General features: G+C 51.8%; 33 protein-coding genes and 1 tRNA gene. 15 read left to right on the forward strand and 19 right to left on the reverse strand.

The window, feature by feature from the left end; genetic code table 11:
* The first annotated feature begins 9 nt into the window (after positions 1 to 9).
* Positions 10 to 261, forward strand: coding sequence for a MafI family immunity protein (locus QSK07_RS02900; RefSeq protein WP_285720398.1), 252 nt, complete (start codon positions 10 to 12; stop codon positions 259 to 261).
* A 60-nt stretch (positions 262 to 321) separates the two neighbouring features.
* Here the strand turns inward: QSK07_RS02900 and QSK07_RS02905 are convergent, their stop codons facing one another.
* The gene (locus tag QSK07_RS02905) at positions 322 to 558 is read right to left on the reverse strand and encodes a SymE family type I addiction module toxin (RefSeq protein ID WP_285720399.1); all 237 of its coding nucleotides are present in this window, start codon (positions 556 to 558) and stop codon (positions 322 to 324) included.
* Positions 559 to 929: 371 nt separating this feature from the next.
* Here QSK07_RS02905 and QSK07_RS02910 point away from each other — a divergent pair, with 371 nt between their 5' ends.
* The gene (locus QSK07_RS02910; RefSeq protein ID WP_285720400.1) at positions 930 to 2555 is read left to right on the forward strand and encodes a VENN motif pre-toxin domain-containing protein; all 1626 of its coding nucleotides are present in this window, start codon (positions 930 to 932) and stop codon (positions 2553 to 2555) included.
* Positions 2545 to 2814 (forward strand): hypothetical protein, encoded by a 270-nt coding sequence (locus tag QSK07_RS02915; protein WP_135908295.1) that lies wholly within the window; start codon positions 2545 to 2547, stop codon positions 2812 to 2814. The genes QSK07_RS02910 and QSK07_RS02915 overlap by 11 nt, the downstream gene beginning before the upstream one ends.
* Before the next feature lie 57 nt (positions 2815 to 2871).
* Here QSK07_RS02915 and QSK07_RS02920 read toward each other — a convergent pair whose 3' ends face one another.
* Positions 2872 to 3105, reverse strand: a complete 234-nt coding sequence (locus QSK07_RS02920) for a SymE family type I addiction module toxin (RefSeq protein WP_285720401.1) — start codon at positions 3103 to 3105, stop codon at positions 2872 to 2874.
* A gap of 503 nt (positions 3106 to 3608) precedes the next feature.
* Here QSK07_RS02920 and QSK07_RS02925 point away from each other — a divergent pair.
* On the forward strand, positions 3609 to 3812 hold the full coding sequence (locus tag QSK07_RS02925; RefSeq protein ID WP_285720402.1) for a hypothetical protein: 204 nt from the start codon (positions 3609 to 3611) through the stop codon (positions 3810 to 3812).
* Positions 3813 to 4030: 218 nt separating this feature from the next.
* Positions 4031 to 4255 carry a barstar family protein gene (locus QSK07_RS02930; protein ID WP_502921698.1) on the forward strand — a complete coding sequence of 75 codons (225 nt, stop codon included), beginning with the start codon at positions 4031 to 4033 and terminating at the stop codon, positions 4253 to 4255.
* A gap of 170 nt (positions 4256 to 4425) precedes the next feature.
* Here the strand turns inward: QSK07_RS02930 and QSK07_RS02935 are convergent, their stop codons facing one another.
* Positions 4426 to 4806: a YidB family protein gene (locus QSK07_RS02935; RefSeq protein ID WP_285720403.1), complete on the reverse strand. Its 381-nt coding sequence runs from the start codon at positions 4804 to 4806 to the stop codon at positions 4426 to 4428.
* A gap of 25 nt (positions 4807 to 4831) precedes the next feature.
* Positions 4832 to 5092 (reverse strand): GlsB/YeaQ/YmgE family stress response membrane protein, encoded by a 261-nt coding sequence (locus QSK07_RS02940; RefSeq protein ID WP_041456944.1) that lies wholly within the window; start codon positions 5090 to 5092, stop codon positions 4832 to 4834.
* 155 nt (positions 5093 to 5247) lie between these two features.
* Here QSK07_RS02940 and QSK07_RS02945 point away from each other — a divergent pair, with 155 nt between their 5' ends.
* Positions 5248 to 5505: a LysM peptidoglycan-binding domain-containing protein gene (locus tag QSK07_RS02945; protein ID WP_502921699.1), complete on the forward strand. Its 258-nt coding sequence runs from the start codon at positions 5248 to 5250 to the stop codon at positions 5503 to 5505.
* A 195-nt stretch (positions 5506 to 5700) separates the two neighbouring features.
* Here the strand turns inward: QSK07_RS02945 and QSK07_RS02950 are convergent.
* The 3 genes from QSK07_RS02950 to QSK07_RS02960 all read right to left on the reverse strand — a co-directional run bounded on the left by QSK07_RS02950 (position 5701) and on the right by QSK07_RS02960 (position 7505).
* A tRNA-Asn gene (locus QSK07_RS02950) sits at positions 5701 to 5776 on the reverse strand.
* 103 nt (positions 5777 to 5879) lie between these two features.
* Complete coding sequence (mtfA, locus tag QSK07_RS02955; protein ID WP_285720404.1) at positions 5880 to 6656, reverse strand: DgsA anti-repressor MtfA; 777 nt, start codon at positions 6654 to 6656, stop codon at positions 5880 to 5882.
* 171 nt (positions 6657 to 6827) lie between these two features.
* Entirely contained in the window at positions 6828 to 7505 is a 678-nt protein-coding gene (locus QSK07_RS02960) for an ASCH domain-containing protein (RefSeq protein WP_285720405.1), read from the reverse strand.
* A 611-nt stretch (positions 7506 to 8116) separates the two neighbouring features.
* On the opposite strand from QSK07_RS02960, the gene QSK07_RS02965 reads away from it, so the two are divergent.
* Positions 8117 to 8821, forward strand: coding sequence for a phosphohydrolase (locus QSK07_RS02965; RefSeq protein WP_285720406.1), 705 nt, complete (start codon positions 8117 to 8119; stop codon positions 8819 to 8821).
* Positions 8822 to 8893: 72 nt separating this feature from the next.
* Positions 8894 to 9175 (forward strand): Arc family DNA-binding protein, encoded by a 282-nt coding sequence (locus QSK07_RS02970; RefSeq protein WP_285720407.1) that lies wholly within the window; start codon positions 8894 to 8896, stop codon positions 9173 to 9175.
* 442 nt (positions 9176 to 9617) lie between these two features.
* Here the strand turns inward: QSK07_RS02970 and dcm are convergent, their stop codons facing one another.
* Positions 9618 to 11009 (reverse strand): DNA (cytosine-5-)-methyltransferase, encoded by a 1392-nt coding sequence (gene dcm / locus QSK07_RS02975; protein WP_285720408.1) that lies wholly within the window; start codon positions 11007 to 11009, stop codon positions 9618 to 9620.
* Positions 11010 to 11199: 190 nt separating this feature from the next.
* Here dcm and QSK07_RS02980 point away from each other — a divergent pair, with 190 nt between their 5' ends.
* From QSK07_RS02980 to QSK07_RS03000, 5 genes are all read left to right on the forward strand, one after another.
* A complete protein-coding gene (locus QSK07_RS02980) occupies positions 11200 to 11679 on the forward strand; it encodes a very short patch repair endonuclease (protein ID WP_285720409.1) in 480 nt (159 codons plus the stop codon).
* A 52-nt stretch (positions 11680 to 11731) separates the two neighbouring features.
* Positions 11732 to 12004 (forward strand): hypothetical protein, encoded by a 273-nt coding sequence (locus QSK07_RS02985; protein WP_285720410.1) that lies wholly within the window; start codon positions 11732 to 11734, stop codon positions 12002 to 12004.
* Between the two features lie 10 nt (positions 12005 to 12014).
* Entirely contained in the window at positions 12015 to 12926 is a 912-nt protein-coding gene (locus tag QSK07_RS02990) for a DUF808 domain-containing protein (RefSeq protein ID WP_285720411.1), read from the forward strand.
* Positions 12927 to 12959: 33 nt separating this feature from the next.
* A complete protein-coding gene (locus tag QSK07_RS02995; protein WP_255434091.1) occupies positions 12960 to 13091 on the forward strand; it encodes a hypothetical protein in 132 nt (43 codons plus the stop codon).
* A 182-nt stretch (positions 13092 to 13273) separates the two neighbouring features.
* Positions 13274 to 13453, forward strand: a complete 180-nt coding sequence (locus tag QSK07_RS03000) for a YodC family protein (RefSeq protein WP_013358298.1) — start codon at positions 13274 to 13276, stop codon at positions 13451 to 13453.
* Between the two features lie 84 nt (positions 13454 to 13537).
* On the opposite strand, the gene QSK07_RS03005 is transcribed toward QSK07_RS03000, so the two are convergent.
* From QSK07_RS03005 to QSK07_RS03015, 3 genes are all read right to left on the reverse strand, one after another.
* Positions 13538 to 14758 (reverse strand): glycosyltransferase family protein, encoded by a 1221-nt coding sequence (locus tag QSK07_RS03005; protein WP_013358297.1) that lies wholly within the window; start codon positions 14756 to 14758, stop codon positions 13538 to 13540.
* Between the two features lie 30 nt (positions 14759 to 14788).
* A complete protein-coding gene (locus tag QSK07_RS03010) occupies positions 14789 to 15580 on the reverse strand; it encodes a mannosyl-3-phosphoglycerate phosphatase-related protein (protein WP_285720412.1) in 792 nt (263 codons plus the stop codon).
* Positions 15581 to 15933: 353 nt separating this feature from the next.
* Positions 15934 to 16167: a DUF2525 domain-containing protein gene (locus QSK07_RS03015; protein ID WP_098052983.1), complete on the reverse strand. Its 234-nt coding sequence runs from the start codon at positions 16165 to 16167 to the stop codon at positions 15934 to 15936.
* A gap of 316 nt (positions 16168 to 16483) precedes the next feature.
* On the opposite strand from QSK07_RS03015, the gene QSK07_RS03020 reads away from it, so the two are divergent.
* On the forward strand, positions 16484 to 16642 hold the full coding sequence (locus QSK07_RS03020) for a YqaE/Pmp3 family membrane protein (RefSeq protein WP_013358294.1): 159 nt from the start codon (positions 16484 to 16486) through the stop codon (positions 16640 to 16642).
* A gap of 52 nt (positions 16643 to 16694) precedes the next feature.
* The gene (gene dsrB, locus QSK07_RS03025; protein ID WP_098052984.1) at positions 16695 to 16889 is read left to right on the forward strand and encodes a protein DsrB; all 195 of its coding nucleotides are present in this window, start codon (positions 16695 to 16697) and stop codon (positions 16887 to 16889) included.
* 104 nt (positions 16890 to 16993) lie between these two features.
* On the opposite strand, the gene QSK07_RS03030 is transcribed toward dsrB, so the two are convergent.
* The 8 genes from QSK07_RS03030 to fliM all read right to left on the reverse strand — a co-directional run bounded on the left by QSK07_RS03030 (position 16994) and on the right by fliM (position 23733).
* Positions 16994 to 18700: a methyl-accepting chemotaxis protein gene (locus tag QSK07_RS03030; RefSeq protein WP_285720413.1), complete on the reverse strand. Its 1707-nt coding sequence runs from the start codon at positions 18698 to 18700 to the stop codon at positions 16994 to 16996.
* A 140-nt stretch (positions 18701 to 18840) separates the two neighbouring features.
* On the reverse strand, positions 18841 to 19476 hold the full coding sequence (rcsA, locus tag QSK07_RS03035) for a transcriptional regulator RcsA (protein ID WP_098052986.1): 636 nt from the start codon (positions 19474 to 19476) through the stop codon (positions 18841 to 18843).
* A 628-nt stretch (positions 19477 to 20104) separates the two neighbouring features.
* The gene (gene fliR, locus QSK07_RS03040; RefSeq protein WP_098052987.1) at positions 20105 to 20890 is read right to left on the reverse strand and encodes a flagellar biosynthetic protein FliR; all 786 of its coding nucleotides are present in this window, start codon (positions 20888 to 20890) and stop codon (positions 20105 to 20107) included.
* On the reverse strand, positions 20890 to 21159 hold the full coding sequence (fliQ, locus tag QSK07_RS03045; RefSeq protein WP_003854466.1) for a flagellar biosynthesis protein FliQ: 270 nt from the start codon (positions 21157 to 21159) through the stop codon (positions 20890 to 20892). The genes fliR and fliQ overlap by 1 nt, the downstream gene beginning before the upstream one ends.
* A gap of 26 nt (positions 21160 to 21185) precedes the next feature.
* Positions 21186 to 21917 (reverse strand): flagellar type III secretion system pore protein FliP, encoded by a 732-nt coding sequence (gene fliP / locus QSK07_RS03050; RefSeq protein WP_031593200.1) that lies wholly within the window; start codon positions 21915 to 21917, stop codon positions 21186 to 21188.
* The gene (gene fliO, locus QSK07_RS03055) at positions 21917 to 22315 is read right to left on the reverse strand and encodes a flagellar biosynthetic protein FliO (protein WP_033733056.1); all 399 of its coding nucleotides are present in this window, start codon (positions 22313 to 22315) and stop codon (positions 21917 to 21919) included. Before fliO ends, fliP begins: the two co-directional genes overlap by 1 nt.
* A gap of 10 nt (positions 22316 to 22325) precedes the next feature.
* Complete coding sequence (gene fliN, locus QSK07_RS03060) at positions 22326 to 22733, reverse strand: flagellar motor switch protein FliN (RefSeq protein WP_285720414.1); 408 nt, start codon at positions 22731 to 22733, stop codon at positions 22326 to 22328.
* Positions 22726 to 23733 carry a flagellar motor switch protein FliM gene (fliM, locus tag QSK07_RS03065; protein ID WP_098052988.1) on the reverse strand — a complete coding sequence of 336 codons (1008 nt, stop codon included), beginning with the start codon at positions 23731 to 23733 and terminating at the stop codon, positions 22726 to 22728. The genes fliN and fliM overlap by 8 nt, the downstream gene beginning before the upstream one ends.
* Between the last annotated feature and the right edge of the window lies 1 nt (position 23734).

Raw genomic sequence — 23734 nt, forward strand, 5'->3', positions numbered from 1 at the left:
GTGTATACAATGGATATTAATGACAAAATTAAATCATTGGGCGAAGGATTAAAGGATCGGCTGGATCCTTCTCTGATTGATTTTGCGCTTGAGTATATTGGGTTCTCAGAGAATATATTAGCTTTCGAAACAATATGTGATCACATTGCTGATCATGATATTGTGATTACTAAAGATGAATATTCTCAAATGCTTAAAATAGCCAATGATTTTGGTCTGGAAATTGATAATAGATATACATATATCAACCCAGAGAAATAATATTCTAAAACCCACAAGCAATCCCGGCCATCGCGCCGGGATTACTTTTTTATCAGTCAGTTACCCTTCAGCTGCCAGCCGGATGATCAACTGCCCCGGCCCGGTGATCATCACCTCGATCTTCTGCCCAGTCGTAAATCCCAGCGCTTCCAGCCAGCGGCCTTTAATGGTCAGCTGTGGCAGCGGGTTCGGCTGGCCTTTATTAGGCCGGTATCCCACTTTGTAATAATGCGCCTGCGTTTCACTGGCGGCGGTTGTGGCCGTGCGGGTCTCTGGCTTATGATGCGTGTCAGCCATAATCAACTCCTCGATAGTTGCTTGTGGTCAGCGGTTGCTGCGGGTTGCCGCCCGCTTCAGCCGCGCTAAATATCGCTGGTTATGCGCTTCCTATGCTATTTTTTTCCTGTTTGAATATACACCTTCTGCTGCTCAAACTCGCTGAAAGCTGATTAATAAACTGCGAGATGACTCTGAAAACGGATTCTTTTTTCAGGTCTGCATTTCGCTTATCCCTTCTTCCTTTAGCCTCCCGGAATATCCGTTAAAGATAAACTTTCATACTGTATATGCATGTTAACCCGCCTTGACTCTGCATTGCGGATTGCGTCTCTGCTGACTATAAAGTCAGTCATAGCGGCGGCAGCATTGCGCTGTCGAATGGCGCTGGCATGGGTAAACAGATGCTTGCTAACGCCGCCTCCAACAGTGCCAGCACGCTGTTATCGGGTCTGAATAATAAAGGGCACGCCGAAGGCACCACCCGGGCCGCCGTGGCAGATGGCACCATCATTGTCCGCGATCAGAGCAGGCAGACCCAGGACGTATCGGCGCTCAGCCGTGACATTGAACATGCCAGTGACAGCATCAGCGCAATCTTTGATAAAGAGAAGGAGCAGAAGCGGCTTCAGACGGCTCAGCTAGCCGGTGAAATCAGCGGCCAGATGACAAATATCGTCACGACCATGGGCGATATCAAAGGCCTTGAGAAAGCGCAGAGTGCGAAGAACGCCGAGACGCTGCCCGCCGGAGCAACTGAAAAACAGCGGGGAGAGTGGCTGGAGAAAATGCGTGATTCGCCAGAGTATCAGGCGGAGATGAAGCAGTGGGGTATCGGCAGCACGTCGCAGAAGGTCGCACAGACGGTCGGCAGCATCCTGACGGGGCTGGTAACCGGCAATGCAGGTCAGGCGGTCGCAGGCGGCCTTAATCCGTGGGCAGCGCAGCTGATTAAGAAGGAAACGACCGACGCTTCCGGCAACGTTGACGTGGCAGCCAATGCCATGGCGCATGCGGTGTGGGGTGCGGTATCATCGCAGATGTCCGGGGGAAGTGCGGCGGCGGGTGCGGCAGGGGCGTTCAGCGGCGAGCTTGCCACCCGCTACATCGCGGAGAAATACTGGGGCGCGGACACGCCGGAGAAGATAGCGGCACTGGGGCAGGAAGACCGTGAGCAGCTGAGCCTGCTGGGCACGCTGGCGGCAGGACTGGCGGGCGGCATGGCTGGCAATAGCAGTGCTGCGGCGACGAGCGGCGCGATTGCCGGGAAGAATGCGGTAGAGAATAACTCTCTCGGCGATATCGCCCAAGCGCAGTCTGAAGGTAAAACGCTGGAGCAGAAAGCCGGTGAGCAGGTTGAAGCCGAAAACGAGCGCTATAAAGAGGCCAACTGCGGCGGCATGAGCGTAGAAGCCTGCTCGGTGAAGATGTACACCGAGCGGCGTGAAGCGCTGAAAGATATGGCGTCAGCGGGTGCAGAGTTTGGCAGCGACTTTATACCTGTTTATGGCGACATCAAGAGCTTTGCGGAAGCGCAGTCGGCTCTTGATTATCTTGCGGCTGCAATCGGTATAATTCCCGGCGCGGGAGATGCGGCAGGAAAGGTCATCAAGGCCGCAGAAACGGCGCTGAAGAAAGGGGATGTTGCTGAAGCGTCCCGTTTAATAAATGAAGGTAGCCAACAGATCTCAGCGAAAGCTAAAGATGTACAGATCTGGACAGAAACTAAGAAAAAAGAACCCGTATCTAACGCATATGGGCATTGGGATAAACACAAGCAGGAGTTTCCTGAGCTTCAGAATTCTAAGCAATATGTAGAAGCTACTCACAGCTTTGTTAATAACCCGCCGCCAGGAACTCTGTCTAAAGTACGATCAAATGGCGAAACGGTTTTTTACAACCCTAAAACAAATACTTTTGCTGTGAAAACAGCTGATGGGGTGCCTAAAACAATGTTTAGGCCAGATCCTTCTGATCATGGATTTAAAACAAACTTGGATTACTTCAATGCGCAATAGTAATGGGTTAAATGTATGCAGAGTATGTGGTGCTAAACAGTTGGAACCACCTTGGGGAGAGGATGGTCTGACACCTAGTTATGAGATATGCGACTGTTGTGGCGTTGAGTTCGGCTATGAAGATATGAATATTAACGCGTTAAAGCGATATCGCGAGAAGTGGCTTAAAAAAGGAGCTGTCTGGTTTAGAGAAAAGGAAAAGCCAGCTGTTTGGTCTTTAGATGAGCAATTAAAAAATATCCCTGAGCAATATCGTTAGATTTAATGTTACAAATCCCGGCCTTAGTGCCGGGATTTTACTTTATAGACCAGTCAGTTATCCTTCACTCACCAGCCGGATGATCAACTGTCCCGGCCCCGTGATCACCTCGATCTTCTGCCCGGTTTTAAAGCCCAGCGCTTCCAGCCAGCGGCCTTTTATGGTCAGCTGTGGCAGCGGGTTCGGCTGGCCTTTGTTAGGCCGGTATCCTACTTTGTAATAATGTGCCTGCGATTCACTGGCGGCGGTTGTGGCCGTGCGGGTCTCTGGCTTATGATGCGTGTCAGCCATAATCAACTCCTCGATAGTTGCTTGTGGTCAGCGGTTGCTGCGGGTTGCACCCCGCTTCAGCCGCGCTAATAATCTCTCGTTATGCGCTTCCTGTGCTTTTTTTCCTGTTTAAATATACACCTTCTGCTGCTCAAACTCGCTGAAAGCCGATTAATAAACTGCGAGATGACTCTGAAAACGGATTCTTTTTTTCAGATCTGCATTTCGCTTATCCCTTTTTCCTTTACCCTTATGAAATATCTGTTACGGATAAACTCTCTTACTATAGATAGCTGGAGAATGCGGCTACCTAAGTTTTATATTACTTTCGACAAGAAAATATATCGCCTCACTGATTGGGATAGAAGTCGCTAAGCATCTGTACCTTCTGACTGGAAAACTCAGGCAAGTAGTGATTTTGGCTTTTTAGTACCAGATAAAGAGCAATATTGGCATATTAATGACATGATTTTTTCGAAATTAAAGATATAAATGGTGAGATCTCGTCCTTTAAGGTGGTTTCTTTGTTAGATATCTCAGATAGTTATGCTTCTATTGCGAGTCGGGTGATCAGCTGCGCGGGCATGAGCACTGGCGGCTGCATCGAAGGAGGCTTCGCTAGTTACATGGCGGATGGTGTGCTGGCGGTGCTGAACGTGAGCGGTTGCGCGAACAGCACCATGAAGTCAGCGGTGAGCGAAGGCATCATATTATCTGCGATAAGTTAAAACAGGTGCAGGACGTTTCAGACCTCAGCAGTGACGTGGCGAATCCGAATCTGATTCTTAAGGTTAACTCCGCCAGAGTGAAGTAGCACTACCGGATTAAGGCGGCTTAGCAGGCCCCAATTTCCGCCGATAATGACTTCGTCGTTAGCCTGTATCTACTCTGCACGCACTTCCTGAAAGCTTGCCTTTGCCTGTAGGTAAATAGAATGAGGATAAATATGATTATAGATGGTCGTGATATACATACAGAATCTGATGTTCATCGCATTCTGGCTGAGATAATGGAATTTGGCCCCTATTACGGCAAGAATCTGGATGCTCTCTGGGATTGCCTGAGTACAGATATTGAAAGGCCAATAAGAATTCCCTGGTGTCACTCAGATTTATCAAAAAAATACCTGGAGAGCGATTTGATAAAATCATCGAGGTTTTCGAAAGGGTAAGGCAGCAGGATATAGTTTTTCCCTGGGAAGATAAATTTGATTACTGGCTCAAATAACCTCTTCTTAGTATTTAGTCTTTGTGCTGAACAACTTTGCTCAATTCCTCTGAATCTGAAAGATAAAAGCCTCATACTCTCGCAGCAGGCTTTTATCTTCCAATTGCATCACGCTTAATGCATTAACTGACTGACCAGCCCGGTAAGATCGGCTTTTTTATCAATCACGCCTGCAGATGACGCTTTATCCACCAACTGTGGCAGATATTTGACCAGCAGATTCAGTGCATCGCGGGTGTTGATGCCCATCCGCGCAGCCAGCTGTTCAATGGCCTCAGAGTTAATCATCTTCTGCACCAGATCGCTGCTCAGGGCAACGTTCTGCTGATCGCCCAGCCAGGAGTTAACCACTTCACTGTACTCACCGCTCTGAAGATGACTTACGATAGTGTGTAAACCGCCTTGCTGCTCCACCCACTCCAGCACACCTTTCACTTCCTGACTGGTCTGAGTATTCAGGCCGCACATCGCCAGCACCGTTTCCAGTAAACTCATTTTATTTCCCCTGAATCGTAAGCGGTTAAGATTGTTTACATGCTCTGATTTTATGAATAACAAACAGCACAATAATTGAACCCAGGGTTGCAATGGCAATGCTGTAAATATTGAAACCACTGACCTTGCCAAAGCCCAGAGCCGTACTGGCGACACCGCCAATCAGTGCGCCGATAATACCCAGAATCATGGTCATGAAAATGCCCATATGTTCTTTACCTGGCATAATACATCTGGCGATAATACCGGCGAGCAGACCAAATACAACCCATGACAGTATACCCATCATTAACATCCTTCTTTTTATATAAATGACTGCACGTTTAGCAGTGGTTTAATCCACGAAATAAAAGCAGGTGTATCGTACGCCGCGCAGTATTTGTCTGGCAATCCTGTTTTTTTAATTAAACTAAACGTATCGGAAACGATAGGGGCGTAATTATGAGCATTCTGGATAATATTAAAAATATTGGCGATGAGTTGTTACATAGCGTTGATAAAAATGTTGAGAATAAGACCGATGCCTCAGCAGCAGGTGATCGCACTTATACCGTTAAATCGGGTGATACGCTCAGCGCAATCGCTAAGCAGTTTTATAATGACGCATCAAAATATATGAAAATCTTTGAGGCGAATAAAAACACCCTCAGCAACCCGGATAATATTGCGCCGGGTCAGGTACTGACTATTCCCGAGTAATCGTTAGCCGAGGGGACAAGCCAGCCAGGGCAGCAATTGTCCGGCTGGTTTTTTGCAGTTATGGCCGCCGGATTCACCAGCAATATGCTGGTAACAGCAGTCGGGTCCGAATGGTAATCAGAAAGGGCGAGAAAATTGAGCTCACTGAAAAGCAAAAAGCCCGCTCAGGTTTCCCTGAGCGGGCTTTTCTAATTCTGGCTCCTCTGACTGGACTCGAACCAGTGACATACGGATTAACAGTCCGCCGTTCTACCGACTGAACTACAGAGGAATCGTTTGAACGAGGCGAATAGTAGCGGCGTCGCACTGAGGTGTCAACAGCAAAAAATACATTATCATTCAACTGGCTAGCTTTAACGCAATGCGATCGGGATTTAAGCAGTTTGAGCCGCGTCAGAAGCCATCCGGCTCAGGGGATCCTGCTGGTAAAACTGGCGCAGATTCTGATACATGGCGGGAAAGCGTTCGGCCAGCAGAACCGGAGCCGTAAAGAAATATTCAGAAAGTACGGCGAAGCACTCAGCCGGATCGCTAGCGGCGTAGGGATCGATAGTCGCAGCCTGTTCGCCTGTCAGTTCCACTTCACTTTCAATCTCTGCCATCGCGGCTCGCAAATCCCTTTCCCACTGGGCTACGTCACGCAGCGGCATGACCGGAACGCCGCTGGTATAACCGCTGCCGCGCGCATCCAGTTTGTGTGCCACCTCATGGATCACCAGATTAAAGCCGGAGAGATCGAAGGAGTCCTGAATATCGAGCCAGTTGAGGACGACCGGTCCCTGCGTCCAGCTCTGTCCGGCGTGAACGGCAGGCGCGATGTGAACCAGCCCATGTTCATCCTGCCACTCATCGTCGACCTCAAACGGCTCGGGATAGATCAGCACCTCATGAAAACCGTCCAGCCACTCCAGACCCAGCTTCAGCACCGGCAAAGAGAAAAGCAGGGCAATCCGCACGCTGCGCAGTTCATCCAGCTGAACGCCCCCGAGAGGCACCAGTTTTTTCTGTTGCAGAAAGCGCTTTGCCAGCTCTACCAGCGCCTGCTGTTCAGACTCATCCAGCGGGCTGAAGACAGGCTGTGACAGCGCCTGTTGCCACGGCAGTGCCGCCAGCAGGGTGTCGTTATGCGTTTTCCAGGGCCATTTAAACATCGCAACTCCTGCACAGAACCGGGCCAGGTCATTATCCTGACGCGGCAGATATAAAAATGCCAGCATCGAATGCTGGCATCTTCTGTCTGACTTCAGGACTGAAGGCTGTCTATTCAACCCGTTAGTGCAGCCGTTGTCTGTGATTCAACCCGCAAAGCGGGGGCTGAGGCATTACCTGCGATCAACGCGCTGAAATTCAATGACCCAGACCCAGGGATTAACTTCCCAGCTGGTCGCGCCGTACTGTTTTTCCCAGGCTTTGCGATACGCCTCTTTAGGCGACTCAGAATTAACATTCATGGTGAAGAAGTTATTAAGGAAGTGCGAGTCGGTCTGTACGCCCTCCGCCATAATGTCATCTTCACTGATATCCTGGATCTTCTCCGCGCGCACGCCGGTAATTTCAAGGTTGATACGACTGGCCCAGCGCGGCATGTGGATGGCGGTCTGCCAGCCAAACTCCTCGGCTTCCGGGGTACTCATCGCATGCTGACCCAGCTCATTACTGTCGGCACGATACTGGCAATATTCCGGCAGGCGAAACGGCGTAGGGTCACGTTCATATTCGGCGAGATCGCTTTCTGGCACCATCGGGCCGCGCCAGGTTTCACGCACCCACAGGATGTCGCCCGGTTTGCCGTAGGGACACTGATAGCTGATGTCGGTCATCGACATCATCTTGTAGCCATGCAGATGGTTAGCACTCACGTCGAAAGCATGAACGCCTTCGTGATGATCCTGTCCCGGCCCGAAAGCCTGAGTTTTCATAATGCGCCGGGTTTGTGTTTGCTGGCCAACCAACAGGGCACGAACACGCTGTTCGGAAAAAAGAATCGGCCGTTCTTTCATGGATTACCTCTTTTTATTAGTAGAACCCGGTTACTGCTGTAAACATCCATTTGCTACACATCTGAGAGTTATCATAAAAGCTTTAAATCAATTTGTTTAATAATTTGTCGCCTGACAGTTACTTTAAAATTGTCACGTTGGGTGTTAAAAATCAGCAAAATGCAAAAAGCGCACCAAAGCTTATCACGCAATCGGCAGAACACGACGAATAGCCCGGATACAGTACGTTATAACGGTAAAAATAGGAACCTTTTCAGACTTTTTCACCTGCTATTGCCCACACTTTTACAATTAATTGCGTGACAAAAAAAGGGTAAGCACGGCCGTTTTAAGGGGTTCAGAATGGATCAAACATTACTGCTGTTAAACTAATTTTCTTAGCAGCAATTCACTGAGTAAAGGCTGAAAACCGCCGAAATTGCGGTATTTATGCAACAAAGGTGCTATACAGATGATCCAGATCTCATTTTTCTGCCCAAAATCACTGGCAGCGCCGCTCTTTTCAACCGCACTGTAAAAAAAGTGTCATTAGCCAGTCGCTATGATGGCTTGCCGTTTGCGCACTGATCGCGACAGAGAATCCGCTGTCGATCACTACAGGGAGATAGATTATGTCACTTACACTCTGGCAATCCCGCTATGAAAGCTGGTTTCAGGCAAACTGGATCCACGACGACGGCGCGCACGATATCGCCCATCTGCGACGCGTCTGGATGAGCGCGCAGCGAATCATGACCGGCACGAATGCGGACCCGCTGGTGGTGCTCACCGCCTGCTATTTTCATGATGTAGTGAATCTTCCCAAGAATCATCCGGAACGACATTTCGCTTCTACTTATGCCGCGACGGAAACGCAGCGCATCCTGCAGCAGGATTTTCTCGACTTTCCGGCAGAAAAAATTGATGCCGTGATGCATGCGGTTAAAGCTCACAGTTTCAGCGCCGGTATCCCGCCAGAGACGCTCGAAGCCAGAATCGTGCAGGATGCAGACCGGCTGGAGTCGCTGGGCGCAATCGGGCTGGCGCGGGTCTTTTACACGGCCGGTGCATTGAATCGCCCGTTATTCGACAGTCAGGATCCACTGGGTAAAGATCGCGAGCTGAATGATATTAAGTGGACGCTGGACCATTTCCAGAAGAAGCTGCTGCGTCTGCCTGAAACCATGCATACCGAAACCGGCCGCATGCTGGCTGAGCATAACGCCGATTTCCTGGTGCGCTACATGGCGAAGCTTTATGCCGAACTTCAGGGCAATCTGGTGGGAATGGATGAGGGCGTGCTGCGGGATTTCACTCCACTGAAAACAGAATATTAAATTTTTATGACAGTATGTTAATCGAAACGGTCATCCGGTAGCGTGTGAGCAATAATAAAAAGGAGCTGCCCGATGACCGAAACTGTTAATTTAACGATTAAAATTGATCCCGAGCTGAAAGAAACAATTAAACAGCTGGCGCTGGAAAACCAGATTTCAATGAGCCAGGAAATTGTGCAGCGTTTGCAGACCAGTCTGAAAACGCATCCACATCCGGCAATTGATAGTCAGGACATTACTGAAGAGGGCGCCGATGAAGCGGGTGCCTCTGACGTGAAAACCGATGGACTGAGCGCCAGCGAGTTGAAGCAGATTCGCCTGCTGCTGAAGAAGCAGAACAAGAAGAAGAAATAAATCAGAAACCCGTCGAAAGACGGGTTTTTTAATTCTTTCGTGGGTGAAATCCGTTAAATCTGTTCGAAACGCAACAATTCAACGCGCAGGGAACAGGGTCAGAAGAGGAAAGCGTCCCGCGCCATGGACAAAAACGCCGGGAGCGTTTTTGAACAACGCAACGCGTTGGCCCGGCAACGGACGCACCTCAGGGAAGAGGTGCGTACTAAAACGCCGGGAGCGTTTTTGAACAACGCAACGCGTTGGCCCGGCAACGGGCGCACCTCAGGGAAGAGGTGCGTACTAAAACGCCGGGAGCGTTTTTGAACAACGCAACGTGTTGGCCCGGCAACGGGCGCACCTCAGGGAAGAGGTGCGTAATTGCGCGGGCTGAGCAGTCGTGAATGACAGTTTTGCGTCTTTCCGATCTGGCCCTGTTCCCTGAGCTGGTGCAATCTCACAACTAATCTGGCCGGGATGGCGACTTCAGCTGACGAATATGCGGCAGCAGCAACTGCGCCACAGCCGCAAACACCGGCACGACGACCGAGTTACCAAACTGCTTATAGGCCTGAGTATCTGAAACCGGAATGCGGAACGGCTCGTGGCCCGGCACATCAAAGCCCATCAGGCGGGCACATTCGCGTGGAGAAAGACGACGCGGACGCCGTGCCATGTTATCCGTATCCTGAAACTCCGCTTCACTCAGGGCGCTGTCCCAGCCGCGGTCAATCAGAATCTCTGAGCCATCTTTGTAGTAGCGTGCTGACAGCGTCCGCACGCAGCAGTCAGGATTGCTTGGATCGTTAAGGCCAAAACCAAAGCCGTTACCTTTCGCTTTGTGCTTTTTCGCATACTGGTAGAGATAGCGCCACAGCACCGGCGACAGAATATATTTGTCGTCTGGCGCCTTTTCCAGCAGGCTCTGCAGGCTGGGCACCTGCGCGGGATAGAAACGACGGATATCGCGTAGCGTAAAGTCCTGCTTTTTCAGGTCACGGCGAATCCCCACCATCACAATGCGTTCGCGATGCTGGGGCAGGAAGTGACGCGCATCGATCACTTTGGCATCCGGGCTGCCGGCTCCGGCATCGGCCACGTCATAGCCCAGCTCATCCAGCGTCTCCATGATAATGGCGAAAGTGCGGCCCTTATCGTGGCTCTTGAGGTTTTTCACATTCTCCAGCACAAAAAACGGCGGCTTCTTGGCGGCCAGAATGCGCGCAACATCGAAAAACAGCGTGCCCTGCACCTGACATTCAAACCCGTGGGCGCGGCCTAGCGCATTTTTCTTACTGACGCCCGCCAGCGAAAAGGGTTGGCAGGGAAAACCGGCCAGCAACACCTGATGATCGGGGATTGCCGCATCAATCGCGCGGTATATCTCTTCGTCGTCAGTCAGACCTTCCGGCTGGGTCACCTGCCGGATATCGGTATTGAAGTGATGCTCCAGCGGATCGCTATAGTGGTTGGCTTTATAGGTGCGAACCGCCTCTTTATTCCATTCACTGGTGAACACACATTTGCCGCCGATCGCCTCGAATCCTTTGCGAATGCCGCCAATGCCGGCAAAGAGATCAATAAAACGAAACTCAGGATTATCATAATGAGCGGGCCGGGTCGGCAAAAGACTCTGCAACAGCGACAGCTCAGCCTCACACAGCGGCGGCAGGGCGCTTTTACCCTGACGGATCCGGTTCAGCAGGGCCGGCGTCCAGCAGGAAAATCCCGCCTGCTGCAGTCGGGCCGTGAGATCACGAACCGAATAGATGTCCAGCACCTGCCCAAAGAGTTCAGACGCATCAGCAGATGAAAGTGCAGCAGAGAGTGGTTCAGCGAGGGCGGCGGGATGCATGCGTTTTTCCTTAACAGTAAGGAGCCTATGCTAACACTCCAGAGGCTGCGAGGAAATTGCCGGGATGTGCCCAGTGTCAGACCGCCGGAAAGTTCTGTTTTTGCGGCGTACTATCCGAAGTCGTCCGACGGCGGCTGTCGCTTTTCGTGGCGCAGGCTAAAGTTACAGAACCAGCAAAAAAGGAGACGTTATGGCTGATGTTCACTCCAGCGAAACACGCAGCAAAAATATGCGTGCCATTCGCGCTCAGGATACGGCCATTGAGCAACGTATTGCGCTGTTGCTGAAAGATCGGGGATTCAGCTTTCGCGTACAGGATAAAAATCTGCCGGGCCGGCCTGATTTTGTCCTGACCGAACAGCAGGCGATTATTTTTGTTCATGGCTGCTTCTGGCATCGTCATCACTGCTATCTGTTTAAGCTGCCGGCGACGCGTACGGAATTCTGGACCGGAAAAATCAACAGCAATGTTGAACGTGACCGGCATTATGTGCGCCAGCTGCAGGAAAGCGGCTGGAAAGTGCTGATCATCTGGGAGTGTGCGCTACGTGGTAAACTGCGCCTGGTGGATCAGGATCTGCTGGAACGGCTGGAGGAATGGTTGCTGGCGATGTCGGGGAGTGCCGAGATCGACCATCAGGGCATTCATCATTACAACGCTGATTGCTAATCAGGACCATAATTGGTTAGATCTGCGCTTTCTCCGTGGCCAGGAGCCTGACATGAGCATAAAACTGACGGTTAAACGCCTTTACCAGATTCGTGACGAGCGGATGGTAAACACTAAAGCCACTGCGCGGGTCTATTGCGGCGACAGGCTTATCGCTACGGAGGAGATCACCGGCATGACCGAAAGCCCGGTCAGTAAATACCTGCATGCTGAAGGCGCAGAAGGTGATGCGGTGCGGGTAGAGTGGGATTGTGAGGGCATCGCAGAGATGACCGTAACGGAAATTGAGCGCTGCCCATGTTGTCAACATAACGAACCAGACTAAGGATAAGATTTTGGCGGGCACCAGTTTACTGACTTTACTTGATGATATTGCAACACTTCTGGACGATATTTCCGTCATGGGAAAAGTGGCGGCAAAAAAGACCGCTGGCGTACTGGGCGATGATTTGTCGCTGAATGCTCAGCAGGTTACCGGCGTCAAAGCCAACCGTGAGTTGCCCGTGGTGTGGGGCGTGGCTAAAGGGTCGTTTCTTAACAAACTCATTCTGGTACCGCTGGCGCTGATCATCTCCGCCTTTGCGCCCTGGCTGATCACGCCATTGCTGATGCTAGGCGGTGCTTATCTCTGCTATGAAGGCGTGGAAAAGGTGATGCACAGTCTGCAGCACGACAAGCAGAGCAAATCACCGGAAGCACGCCAGCAGCGCCTCGATTCGCTGGCGAATCAGAACGCGGCAGAGTATGAGAAGAAGAAAATCAAAGGTGCGGTGCGCACAGATTTCATCCTCTCGGCGGAAATTGTCGCGATCACCCTGGGTATTGTCTCGGAAGCGCCGCTGCTCAACCAGGTGATCATCCTGGCGGGCATTGCCATTCTGGTCACCATTGGCGTCTATGGCATCGTCGCGGGCATCGTAAAAATTGATGATCTTGGCTTCTGGCTGCGTGAGAAACCATCGCGCGTTGCGCAGGGTATCGGCAGTGTGCTGCTGGCCGCCGCGCCCTGGCTGATGAAGATTCTCTCGGTGGTCGGCACCCTGGCGATGTTCCTGGTTGGTGGCGGTATCGTGGTGCATGGCATTGCGCCGCTGCATCATCTGATTGAGGAGGTCAGCGGCGGATTAAGCGGCTGGATTGCGATGCTGCTTAGCAACGGCGCAAACCTGGTACTGGGCTTTATCATTGGGTCGATCGTGCTGTTAGTGGTCAACCTTATTGCCAGAGTGCGCGGGAAATCGGTATAAAGCGCACTGTGATTTACGGTCAGGAGAATGACGATGAACGACGACATGTTTGAATTTGATATCGACGCACAGCTTGAGCAGGCTGAAGCGAAAGCAGAGAAAAAAGCCAGCGAAGTGCCGGATGATCCCGGTGATGAAGCCGATTGCGAAGGCTGTAAAATCTGACGTCAGCGTCAACACTTCATCAAAGCGGATAAGTTTTATCCGCTTTTTTTATTTTCCGCATATCCAGCTGCTTAATTCTGAATTCGCCCATTTTTTGCGTGCCTTAATAGGCAAGTGTCGGGTTGACCTGCTATAAAGAAAATAGTCACTCAGGTTAATAACACGCATGAAAGGAGCGCCCCATGGTTTTCGCAATCAGTGAAGAAGTGCAGCACAAGGAAGAAGGTCACACGATGGTGGTGACCGGCTACGCCAGTGGCATGGTGGAATGCCGCTGGTATGACGGCTATGCCGTGCGCAGCGAGGCTTTTCGCAGTGATGAACTCTGCGCCCTGAATCCTGCGCAACAACTGGCAAGCTGAGAGCTTCAGGCCTGAGGGGCAGAGACCCGACAGGTCTGGTTTCTGACTGCCTGAGGCCCGGCACACTCCCTGTGCCGCCCTGTTTCAGACGTTACCGTCATTATCCTCTTCAACCGCCTGATAGATGCGCTGCAATACATCCGGGAACGCTGACTGAACCCGGCTCCAGCTGGGTATAAACGGCTTATCGTTAGGACGTTCAATAAACGCCTGTCCCGCCTCCAGAATCGACTGAGTAAACATCTCTACCGCAGCCTCTTCGACGTGCTGATCAAACTTCAGTCCGTTCATTGCCGCCTCGTGGTTATAAGTTTCCATCATATCCAGCGCATTACGGTAATAGGTTGCCTTCAGCACCCGGAATGAATCGCTGGTCAGCGGCACACCCATGGTCGCGAGCTTACGCAGCAGTGACTGGACGATGTCGCTGCTCATGCGCTTCAGGCCGCCGGTGCCATCATCTTCGGCCAGCGGCTGATGCTTGTGATCGTAATTATCGGCGATTTCAACCTGGCACGACTGGCGGGTGGTGTAGTTACGGTAAATCTCCGACAGCACGCCAATCTCCAGTCCCCAGTCGCCGGGAATTTTGATGCCGTTCAGCACATGTGTTCGCATGGCGAACTCGCCGGAGAGCGGATAGCGGAAGCTTGTCAGGTAATCCAGGTATTCCGAATGGCCATAGACTTTCTGCAATGAGCGCAGCAGCGGCCCGACCAGCAGACGTCCGACGCGGCCGTTAAGTTTGCCATCCGCGACGCGCGCATAGAAGCCTTTACAGAACTCATACTGAAACGCCGGGTTGGCCAGCGGGTAGAGCAGGCGGGCCAGCATGCCACGCTCATAAGTAACGATATCGCAGTCATGCAGCGCCACACAGCTGGTGCGGTCCGACGCCAGCGTATAGCCGGTACAGAACCAGACGTTGCGACCTTTGCCGGGATTAGTGGGCGACAGACCCTCTTTATCCAGTTCCGCATCAATGGCTTTCAGACGCGGGCCGTCATTCCACAGAATGCGATGCCGTTGCGGCAGGCGGGAGAAGAACTCGCGGGCAAACAGGAACTGGTCGCGGTCGGCCCGATCCAGACCAATCACGATCTCATCCAGATAGGGCACTTTTGCCAGCTCATCGACGATTTTCGTCAGCGCCGGGCCTTCAAGTTCGGAAAACAGCGATGGCAGGATCAGCCCCATTTTGCGTTTGCGGGCAAAGCGAACCATCTCTTTTTCCAGCGACTCCACGCTGCGGTGGGTAAGGTTGTGGAAATTGGTGATTACGCCATTCTGATAAAAGTCACTCATCGCATCATCCTTTTAATGCCCGTGGGCGGCTTATTGAGGTTGAGTCAAAAAATAGTCCAGTCCTTCACGCCAGCCTTCGGGGCCATGGTGAGCGGTGTGGTAGACCTGCTGCTGATCGGTCCGGCTGAGTGTTACCGGTGTTTTACTGTAGCCCTTAATCACTACGGCATAATCAACTGCGTCCAGCATAGGCGCATCATTCGGCCCGTCACCGAGACCAATTGTGATGGGCGCTTCACCGGGAGAATGGTCCAGAAGCCAGTGCAGCGCTTCACCTTTGCCGCAGCCTGCTGGCATCACATGCCAGAAACGTCCGCCCTGCGTCAGTGCCAGCCCTTCAGCACGTAGTGCCGCCTGAAAGCTATCGAACGCTTCGTCACTGTCGCGCCAGACAATCACTTCAGACGCGTCGCGCTGGCGTGACAGCGCGGCATCAGCCTCACTCAGTCCGGTCATTGAGGCCACTTCCGGATCGGAGAAGTCATGGAAGCCGGTAAAACGGTAGACTGCTTTCAATGCGGCCAGCCGCTGGCAGAGTGCGTCATAAGTCAGCGTATTATCGGGCAGGCGGATCCGCTGCTGATCCTGCGTCTGGACCACGGCACCGTTCTCGGCGATAAAGGGTGAACCACTGATCCCGAGCTTTTTTTGCAGCGGAATGATTTCGGCTGCCGTCTTACTGGAACAGATCACCAGCGGAACAGCGGACTGTTTCAGGGTGGTGAGCCACTCAGTGGCCGCATCCCAGCGGTAGGTATGGTGGTCGAGTAGCGAACCATCGAGATCGGTAATAATCATTAACGGCTGTTGAAGATCGGGCATTAACAGGCTCCTTTCATCACGTTCGCGGCCAAAGCAGCGATTTTTCAATATTATAGTTGAATATGGCTCACACTTTTTTTCCTGTCGCGCTGGCTGAAAATCCAGGATAAATCTTAAAAAAGAAAAGGGGAAAGCGAGGGATGCAGGAAGTGTGCAGATGCTAAGTCACTGGCTGGCGCGGTGTTTTCGGTAACTGTTGCCCCATAATGACCCGGTTCGTTGCAGAAACGTGCATATCTGATACTTGTTTTGGTGACGCGTTCGCGTAATCTGCAGAGGTGTTAAGAATTCCCTGGTGTAACGAATTGAATTTTTACCCGGCCTTCCCGCCGGGTATTTTTTTGAAATCGATTTCAGCGGTTAGCTTCATAAGCGCGATAGTTACAGATATCGATTTCAAACGCTTCTGCCAGTTCGGTATACGAGTGGAAAATCTGGCCTTCAACTTCAGGCCGTGGCATCTGACTCTGCTCCATATATTCCCGTATCTCTCCTGACGTTTTTGCCTGAATCGCCGCCAGTAAACCCTCCACATCCACCTGCAGATCGGACGCCGGCATATCGGTGTGCTGCTTTTCGTCTGTCATTTTCTGACTCCTGAGAGCAAACAGAATAATCAGTATAGAACGCGTGGCAGAAAGGGGGGAGCGGGCAGATCGCAGGCAAAAAAAAGCCCGCGCTGCGCGGGCAAAATCCTTGTTACTTTAGGTTGTGGCTGCACCTATGGGGGTGGTGCAGTAGAGGGAGTGTAAAGGCCAGGCGCGTAAGAAGTCTTGCGGTGAAATGTTAAGAAATTGCAAAAATGATCCTTGCTCAGATTTACCTGACTTTGCCCCTGAACAGAGCAGATTCAGCTATAGTTGATGATAAAGCTGATTTTTTTCAATACCTAAAGGAATGGTTATGGACATCTTAAGAATTATTATCGCAATTCTGCTGCCACCGCTGGGTGTATTTATGCAGGTCGGTTTTGGTGGTGCTTTCTGGCTGAATATACTGCTGACGATCTGTGGTTATATCCCTGGTATCGTTCATGCCGTCTGGGTCATTGCCCGTCGCTAACGCGCCGGTTCTTCGTTTAGACTGTACGCAATAGATAATCAGGAGAACCGAAATGAAGGTAAATGACCGCGTTAGCGTCAAAACCGATGGTGGCCCGCGTCGCGTTGGCACCATTCTGGCCAGGGAGCCGTTTAATGAAGGCACCATGTTTCTGGTCGCGCTGGATGATTATCCACTCGGCATCTGGTTTTTTAATGAAACGCAGCAGCCGGATGGCATTTTCGTCGAACCTTATCACGACGCCTGAGCCTGACGTGCATAATAAAGCCCCGTTACGCTATGCGTAACGGGGCTTTTTGCGTTCAGCGCCGCTGCCGTTGACGACAGCCGCTGATGCTGACCAGCATGGCGTCAGAAGGTTTCCCAGTTATCACTACCGGTGGCCAGCGCCGGACGCGGTGCCTGAGCGGGTGTTCTGGCTGGTGAAGTGACGCGCGCGGTCACACTTTTCGTGGCAGGCGAATCCTGAAGACGGAATGCCGCCACCGCCTGTGTCAGTTTGCCTGCCTGATCTTCCAGCGAGGCCGCTGCCGCTGAGGCTTCTTCCACCAGCGAGGCATTCTGTTGTGTGACGTTGTCCATCTCAGTGACCGCCTGACTCACCTGCTGAATACCCCGGCTCTGCTCGTCCGATGCCGCTGCGATCTCCGACATGATATCAGTAACGCGACGCACCGCTTCGACAATCTCACCCATTGTGCTGCCCGCTGCGCCAACCTGATGCGACCCGTCATTAATCAGCGTGACGGACTCCGCAATCAGGGATTCAATCTCTTTGGCTGCCTGCGCACTGCGCTGGGCCAGATTGCGCACTTCGCTTGCCACTACCGCAAAGCCGCGACCCTGTTCTCCGGCACGGGCTGCTTCAACCGCTGCGTTCAGCGCCAGAATGTTGGTCTGGAATGCAATGCTGTTAATGACGTTGGTGATCTCAGCGATTTTCTTCGAGCTGCCGGAAATGTTGGTCATGGTTTTCACCACGCTGCTGACCAGTTCTCCGCCGCTGCGCGCTTTGCCGGAGGCATCTGCGGCCAGCTGGCTGGCATGATGGGCATTCTCGGCGTTCTGCTTCACGGTAGCCGTCAGCTCTTCCATGCTGGCAGCGGTCTGTTCCAGTGCTGCCGCCTGCTGCTCGGTGCGTGAAGAGAGGTCGGTGTTACCGGCTGAGATTTCGCTGGAACCCTGGTATATCGCTACCGCGCCTTCACGCACCGTACCGACGGTGGTGACCAGCGACTGCTGCATCAGCTGCAGGTTGTGGATCAGCGTACCAATCTCACTGCGACCAAAGGGCAGGGGAGCAGAGGTCAGATCACCCTGCGCAATGCGTTCAATGCGCAGCACCGACTGACGCAACGGGTTAATCACCACGCGACGCAGGAAGACAAAGGTCAGCAGCACCAGCACCAGTGCGGCGCTGAACGCCACGGCCATAGAGATAAAGCCGATGCGCGACTGCTGATCGGCGCCAGCGGTGATGGCATTGGCACGGTCAGTACGGATCTTTATCGCCTTCAGTAAGACGGCGTTATAGTCCTCATCCAGCTTGCGGGTAACGTCTGTCTCATGTGCGATGATGCCCTCAAAGCTGCCCTGCTTACCGGCCTCGATCATCGGCATCAGGCCTTTCGTAATGTAATCGTTGAAACGAGCCTGCAGCGTAGCGTCCAGTTCAGTGTCAGCAGGGGTTTTCACTTCACGTGCCTGATAAATAGCAAAGCCATCTTTTGCCTGCTGAATACGTTTTTCAGCGGCAGCGACGTTGGCGCGAAACGCGTCCATGTCACCAATACGCGCGGCGGCACCGGCCTGAATAATAGTCAGACGCGCAGTACGCAGATGGTTCGAACTGTTAGAGAGGCCCATGCGAACCTGAATCTCGTTCGTGGCATCATCGAGGGAGTGATTGCTTAAAATCAGAAAGTAACTGGCGACACCAATACAGAGTGCGAACAGCAGCAAAATGCCGCCGAAGATCAGGCTAAACAGCGGCACCAGACGAAGATTCTGCCAGATGCCTGCGCTTGTTGGTCCATTATTTTCCAATGCAGTGTTCATATCCTTGCTCTCTTGAGGCTGTTGTTATAAGGCTTAACATCGGCAAAAGAGCGTAAAGGCTTAGCGGCAAGAGTGAGACCTGGCTCGCAATTCAGCGCAAAAAAAACCGGCCATTAAGGCCGGTTCTTCAGGTCTGACGATCAGCGAATATTAACGTAAATACCCGAGGTCACATTATCGGTTAAACGCACCACATGATAAATAACCTGTTTATTATGGGTTTTGATTTTACGTTTAATATTACCTTTGTGTGACGATACCGTTTTGGCCTTAATTTGCATTTTATCTGAGATCTGAATGGTGTCATGACCTGACATCCACATCTTCAGCATGTTTGACTCAGTCTGGCTCAGCGTCAGCGGGTGAACATCCATGCCCGAAGAGATGCGCGCAGACTGGTTAAGCTTCTTCTGCAAATAGGTGCTGAGTAAGGAATCCAGTGTCGATGTCTTCATCGATTTTGATGTAATAATCAGGTTCTTACGAACGTAGAGATATTCCTCAAAATGGATATTACTAATCGCCATAAATATAAAAAAAAGTGTGTCAGGATGCTGCGTAATAATACTGCGGATACGTTCGCTGGAATCAGTCTCATGAATGAAACAATCTTCATTAATAAAGACGACACCAGGATTTAATTGCTCACATTTTTGCTGTAGTTGCTCAATATCGGAGACAGAAGAGATATTTTTCTTCTTAACTCCTTTTGAAGACATGTAGTCTGATAATCCCAGGCGTGTGTAGTTGCAGGAATCCATAATAATAGTTGGCATAATAGCGACCCTCACCAATTTGTTATCCGTTTAAATCAACGATGAATACGCGTTGCGGTACGAGAGAGATTTCTTAGGTACTTTTTTATTCTGCTCGTGCAGTGTGGCAACAGGCAAACGCCCGTAAAAGTCTTCATCCCTGACCCGTTCTGCAAAAAAATTTGTGCTGCCATGACGTCACACATTCTCCGGCAATGGCGGGGAATGCCAGTGAAGTGCCGGAAATTCAGTAAAGCTCATTTTTTGAGACCTGTGTCACTATCCCTGAAAACAGGAAGTTTTCTGATAGGAAAATTCTCAAAAACATTTGTTTTACGAAAGTGTGATGTCTCAGCGTGCGATGACAATGCCGGAAAAAACATTTTTTAACAAGAAAAATCACTTAAAGTTTTTTTTCTTGTAAATTCAGTGTATTGCCAGTTTTGCCTGCATATTCACAGTCTGACAGCTTCTGTGAACCACCCAACTAAAATACGCGAAGCCCGGTTTAATAAGAATTATTTTCAGACTCTCAGCACGTTTATCAGAATTTCCTTAGTTGCATTCTGGAAAACATGGTTCGGAAAATGCACGGATGGTTTTGCGATACTTAAGTGTCGCTGAGCGAAGGTAGTTAGAAACTTAATGTTCAGGGGCGGGATAGTTCTGTCAGAAACAGGGCGAGTAAATCAAATATTTCACTGAACAAATGCTCACAGAACGGGGCCAGCAGAGGCATCAGCAGGCTGATGGTTAAAATTCCGACTGATAAGGTAATCGGGAAGCCAATTGCGAAGATTGATAACTGTGGTGAAACGCGGTTTAACAAACCCAGTACCAGATTTACCATGAGTAACAAAACGATTAAGGGCAGCGCTAACATCATGCCATTAAGGAAAATTAATCCGCCTGATTTCACCAGCGCCATAAATGCGTTGGCATTTAGCGGGTGACCGCCAATCGGCAGCGTATGAAAACTGTCCGCCAGCAATGAGATCAGCCAAAGATGTCCGTTGAAGGTCAGGAACAACAACATGGCCAGCATGTCGAGAAAACGGGACAGCACCGGCATGTTAAGACGGCTGCCAGGGTCAAAAAAGGTGGCGAACGAAATGCCCATCTGCAAACCAATGACTTCCCCGGCAAGGCGCACAGCCGCAAAAGCAAACTGCATGGTAAAGCCCAGTGCGATGCCAATCAGCATCTGCTGGATCAGCAGCCAGAATCCGGCAGGAGAAAACAGGGTCACATTGACAGCAGGTAACAGCGGCATCAGCAGCCAGGTGATCATCACCGCCAGTCCGATTTTGACACGTTTGCTGACGGATCGTTCACTGAGGATCGGCGCGGTGGCGAACAACGCCATGATGCGTACCAGTGGCCAGAAGAACTGGCTGACCCACTGAACCAGCTGGCTGCTGTCGAGAGTAACCATCAGCCGATGATATAAGGCAGGTTGGTAAAGACGGTGCGGATATAGTCCAGCAGCAGATTCAGCATCCACGGGCCGGCAATGATACCGGTGGTGGCAACTGCCAGGATTTTAGGAATAAAGGATAAGGTCTGTTCATTGACCTGGGTCGCCGCCTGGATCAGGCTAATCAGCAGACCGCTGACCAGGGCTGCCAGCAGCAGCGGGGCGGCCAGCATCAGGGCGACGCGCATCGCTTCCTGTCCCATTACCATTACTGATTCGGGTGTCATGTCGTGCTCCGGTAAGAAAAGGGGGATCAGGAGTAGAAGCTTTGCGCCAGTGAACCGACCAGCAGTTGCCAGCCATCGACCAGAACAAACAGCATCAGTTTAAACGGCAGCGCAATGGACGCTGGCGGAACCATCATCATCCCCAGCGCCATCAGCACGCTGGCGACCACCAGGTCGATGATCAGGAACGGAATAAACACGGTAAAGCCAATCTGGAACGCGGTCTTCAACTCGCTGGTCACATAGGCAGGCAGCAGAATACGCATGGGCACCGCTTCAGGACCGGCAATCGGCGCGGTATTCGCCAGACGGGCAAACAGGGCTAAATCCGCTTCTCGGGTCTGACGCAGCATAAACTCGCGCAGCGGCTGGGCACCTTTATCAATTGCCACATCCATGCTGATCTTGTCCTGGCTGAACGGCAGATAGGCATCCTGATAAATTTTGTCGAAGGTCGGCGCCATAATAAAGAAAGTCAGAAACAGCGACAGACCGAGCAGCACCTGGTTAGGCGGTGCCGAAGGCGTGCCCAGGGCATTTCGCAGCAGGCCAAACACAATGATGATACGGGTGAAGCTGGTCATCATCAGCAGCACGGCCGGAATAAAGGTCAGAGCAGTGATAAAGACCAGTGTCTGAACCGGCAGTGACCAGCTCTGACCGCCGTTAGGCAGCGAGTGACTCACCAGGCCTGGCAGCTGGGCATGGGCAACCGGTGCCAGTAACAGCAGTGGCAGTAAAGGAAGCAGTCGACGCATCATTGTGGTTTTCCGGGACGTTTAACCAGATTCTGTAACAGCTGACGAAAATCCTGTGGTGCACGGTCAGCCGGCGTCACAGCGACAGGCTCACCCGGCGGCAGCGTATGCAGATGAGTAATCTGCTGGGCAGTGACGCCCAGCACCAGACGCGCGTCAGCAGTATCGATAATCACCACCCGCTCACGCTGGCCCACTGAGACGCTGGCCGTGAGTTTAAGCTCCTGACCACTGACCTTTTTCGGCGCAAAGCCGGCACGGCGTGCCAGCCAGGCGCAGGCCAGAATCAATAAAATAATCACTGCTAACACGCTGCTGACCTGGGCCAGCATTGAACCGGTCGAAATCGCCTGTGCGTGAGGTGCAGCCGGTTGCAGCGTTTGATTCTGGCTATTCATAATGTGACTCTTAGCGACTCAGACGACGCATACGTTCAGACGGGGTGATGATGTCAGTGATACGAACGCCATATTTGTCGTTCACAACCACCACTTCACCCTGTGCAATCAGGTAACCATTGATCAGGATATCCAGCGGCTCACCTGCCAGGCCGTCCAGAGCTACCACCGAACCCTGTGCCAGGCGCAGCAGCTCTTTGATGGTCATCTTGGTGCGGCCCAGTTCGACGGTGAGTTTCACCGGGATATCCATAATCAGATCGATATCCTGCAGCGATCCCGCAACGTTGCCGCCGTCGAATGACTTAAAGACGTCATCGGTCTGCGGCGCACTACTGCTGCCGACCTGCTCGTTCATCGCTTCAGCCCACAGATCGTCCGCAGAGATATCGTCAGACGGTTTATTACTGTCAGTCATGGGGCTGTTCCTCGTTAAGCGAATTCAAAATCGGGTTAATCAGGTGTTCGACACGGAGCGCATATTGCCCATTCATCGTGCCATATTGGCTGGTTAAGACCGGGACGCTATCGACATGGGCGATAATGCGTTCCGGCTTCTCAATCGGCAGCACATCACCGGGTTTCAGCTGCAGAATCCGTGACAGACGCAGTGAGGTTTCGGCAAAGTGAGCAATCAGTTCCAGCTCAGAGTGCTGCACCTGTTTGACCAGGTTATCGCGCCAGTGGTTATCTTCCTGACGGGAGTTTTCGAGCGGCGGGTTCACCAGCAGCTCGCGCAGCGGTTCAATCATTGAAAACGGGATGCAGATATTAAACTCACCCACCAGGTTGCCAATCTCCACCTGGAACGGCGTGTTAACCACGATATCGTTCGGTGAAGTGGTGATATTAGTGAACTTCACCTGCATCTCTGAACGTACATACTCGACGTCCAGTGGATAAATAGCCTTCCATGCGTCGCTGTAACCATCCAGCGCCAGCTTCAGCATGCGGCGGATAACGCGCTGCTCGGTATGGGTAAACTCACGGCCTTCGACTTTCGTCGGAAAACGTCCGTCACCACCAAACAGGTTGTCGACGGCGATAAACACCAGGCTGGGTGAGAACACCATCAGCGCCGTGCCGCGCAGCGGTTTCAGGTGGATCAGATTCAGGTTGGTTGGCACCGGCAGATTGCGGGCAAACTCATGGTACGGCTGAATCTTGATCGCCCCGACGCTGATGTCCGGGCTACGGCGCAGCAGGTTAAACAGCGTCATACGGAAACTACGGGCAAAACGCTCGTTAATAATCTCCAGCGCCTGCAAACGCTCGCGCACCACGCGGCGCTGGGTATTCGGGTCGTAAGGACGAATATCGCCCTCCGGCCCGTTTTGTTTCTTTTCTTCTTCCGCGCTGCCACTGTCGCCGTTTAAAAGGGCGTCAATTTCAGCCTGGGAGAGAATGCTATCGCCCATT

Source organism: Pantoea sp. QMID4 (assembly GCF_030270445.1).
GTDB classification, from domain to species: Bacteria; Pseudomonadota; Gammaproteobacteria; order Enterobacterales; family Enterobacteriaceae; genus Pantoea; species Pantoea vagans.

Coding starts and splice junctions, on each gene's coding strand:
- QSK07_RS02900 (WP_285720398.1), top strand. CDS start 10: ATGGATATTAATGACAAAATTAAATCATTGGGCGAAGGATTAAAGGAT.
- QSK07_RS02905 (WP_285720399.1), bottom strand. CDS start 558: ATGGCTGACACGCATCATAAGCCAGAGACCCGCACGGCCACAACCGCC.
- QSK07_RS02910 (WP_285720400.1), top strand. CDS start 930: ATGGGTAAACAGATGCTTGCTAACGCCGCCTCCAACAGTGCCAGCACG.
- QSK07_RS02915 (WP_135908295.1), top strand. CDS start 2,545: ATGCGCAATAGTAATGGGTTAAATGTATGCAGAGTATGTGGTGCTAAA.
- QSK07_RS02920 (WP_285720401.1), bottom strand. CDS start 3,105: ATGGCTGACACGCATCATAAGCCAGAGACCCGCACGGCCACAACCGCC.
- QSK07_RS02930 (WP_502921698.1), top strand. CDS start 4,031: ATGATTATAGATGGTCGTGATATACATACAGAATCTGATGTTCATCGC.
- QSK07_RS02935 (WP_285720403.1), bottom strand. CDS start 4,806: ATGAGTTTACTGGAAACGGTGCTGGCGATGTGCGGCCTGAATACTCAG.
- QSK07_RS02940 (WP_041456944.1), bottom strand. CDS start 5,092: ATGGGTATACTGTCATGGGTTGTATTTGGTCTGCTCGCCGGTATTATC.
- QSK07_RS02945 (WP_502921699.1), top strand. CDS start 5,248: ATGAGCATTCTGGATAATATTAAAAATATTGGCGATGAGTTGTTACAT.
- mtfA (WP_285720404.1), bottom strand. CDS start 6,656: ATGTTTAAATGGCCCTGGAAAACGCATAACGACACCCTGCTGGCGGCA.
- QSK07_RS02960 (WP_285720405.1), bottom strand. CDS start 7,505: ATGAAAGAACGGCCGATTCTTTTTTCCGAACAGCGTGTTCGTGCCCTG.
- QSK07_RS02965 (WP_285720406.1), top strand. CDS start 8,117: ATGTCACTTACACTCTGGCAATCCCGCTATGAAAGCTGGTTTCAGGCA.
- QSK07_RS02970 (WP_285720407.1), top strand. CDS start 8,894: ATGACCGAAACTGTTAATTTAACGATTAAAATTGATCCCGAGCTGAAA.
- dcm (WP_285720408.1), bottom strand. CDS start 11,009: ATGCATCCCGCCGCCCTCGCTGAACCACTCTCTGCTGCACTTTCATCT.
- QSK07_RS02980 (WP_285720409.1), top strand. CDS start 11,200: ATGGCTGATGTTCACTCCAGCGAAACACGCAGCAAAAATATGCGTGCC.
- QSK07_RS02985 (WP_285720410.1), top strand. CDS start 11,732: ATGAGCATAAAACTGACGGTTAAACGCCTTTACCAGATTCGTGACGAG.
- QSK07_RS02995 (WP_255434091.1), top strand. CDS start 12,960: ATGAACGACGACATGTTTGAATTTGATATCGACGCACAGCTTGAGCAG.
- QSK07_RS03000 (WP_013358298.1), top strand. CDS start 13,274: ATGGTTTTCGCAATCAGTGAAGAAGTGCAGCACAAGGAAGAAGGTCAC.
- QSK07_RS03005 (WP_013358297.1), bottom strand. CDS start 14,758: ATGAGTGACTTTTATCAGAATGGCGTAATCACCAATTTCCACAACCTT.
- QSK07_RS03010 (WP_285720412.1), bottom strand. CDS start 15,580: ATGCCCGATCTTCAACAGCCGTTAATGATTATTACCGATCTCGATGGT.
- QSK07_RS03015 (WP_098052983.1), bottom strand. CDS start 16,167: ATGACAGACGAAAAGCAGCACACCGATATGCCGGCGTCCGATCTGCAG.
- QSK07_RS03020 (WP_013358294.1), top strand. CDS start 16,484: ATGGACATCTTAAGAATTATTATCGCAATTCTGCTGCCACCGCTGGGT.
- dsrB (WP_098052984.1), top strand. CDS start 16,695: ATGAAGGTAAATGACCGCGTTAGCGTCAAAACCGATGGTGGCCCGCGT.
- QSK07_RS03030 (WP_285720413.1), bottom strand. CDS start 18,700: ATGAACACTGCATTGGAAAATAATGGACCAACAAGCGCAGGCATCTGG.
- rcsA (WP_098052986.1), bottom strand. CDS start 19,476: ATGCCAACTATTATTATGGATTCCTGCAACTACACACGCCTGGGATTA.
- fliR (WP_098052987.1), bottom strand. CDS start 20,890: ATGGTTACTCTCGACAGCAGCCAGCTGGTTCAGTGGGTCAGCCAGTTC.
- fliQ (WP_003854466.1), bottom strand. CDS start 21,159: ATGACACCCGAATCAGTAATGGTAATGGGACAGGAAGCGATGCGCGTC.
- fliP (WP_031593200.1), bottom strand. CDS start 21,917: ATGCGTCGACTGCTTCCTTTACTGCCACTGCTGTTACTGGCACCGGTT.
- fliO (WP_033733056.1), bottom strand. CDS start 22,315: ATGAATAGCCAGAATCAAACGCTGCAACCGGCTGCACCTCACGCACAG.
- fliN (WP_285720414.1), bottom strand. CDS start 22,733: ATGACTGACAGTAATAAACCGTCTGACGATATCTCTGCGGACGATCTG.
- fliM (WP_098052988.1), bottom strand. CDS start 23,733: ATGGGCGATAGCATTCTCTCCCAGGCTGAAATTGACGCCCTTTTAAAC.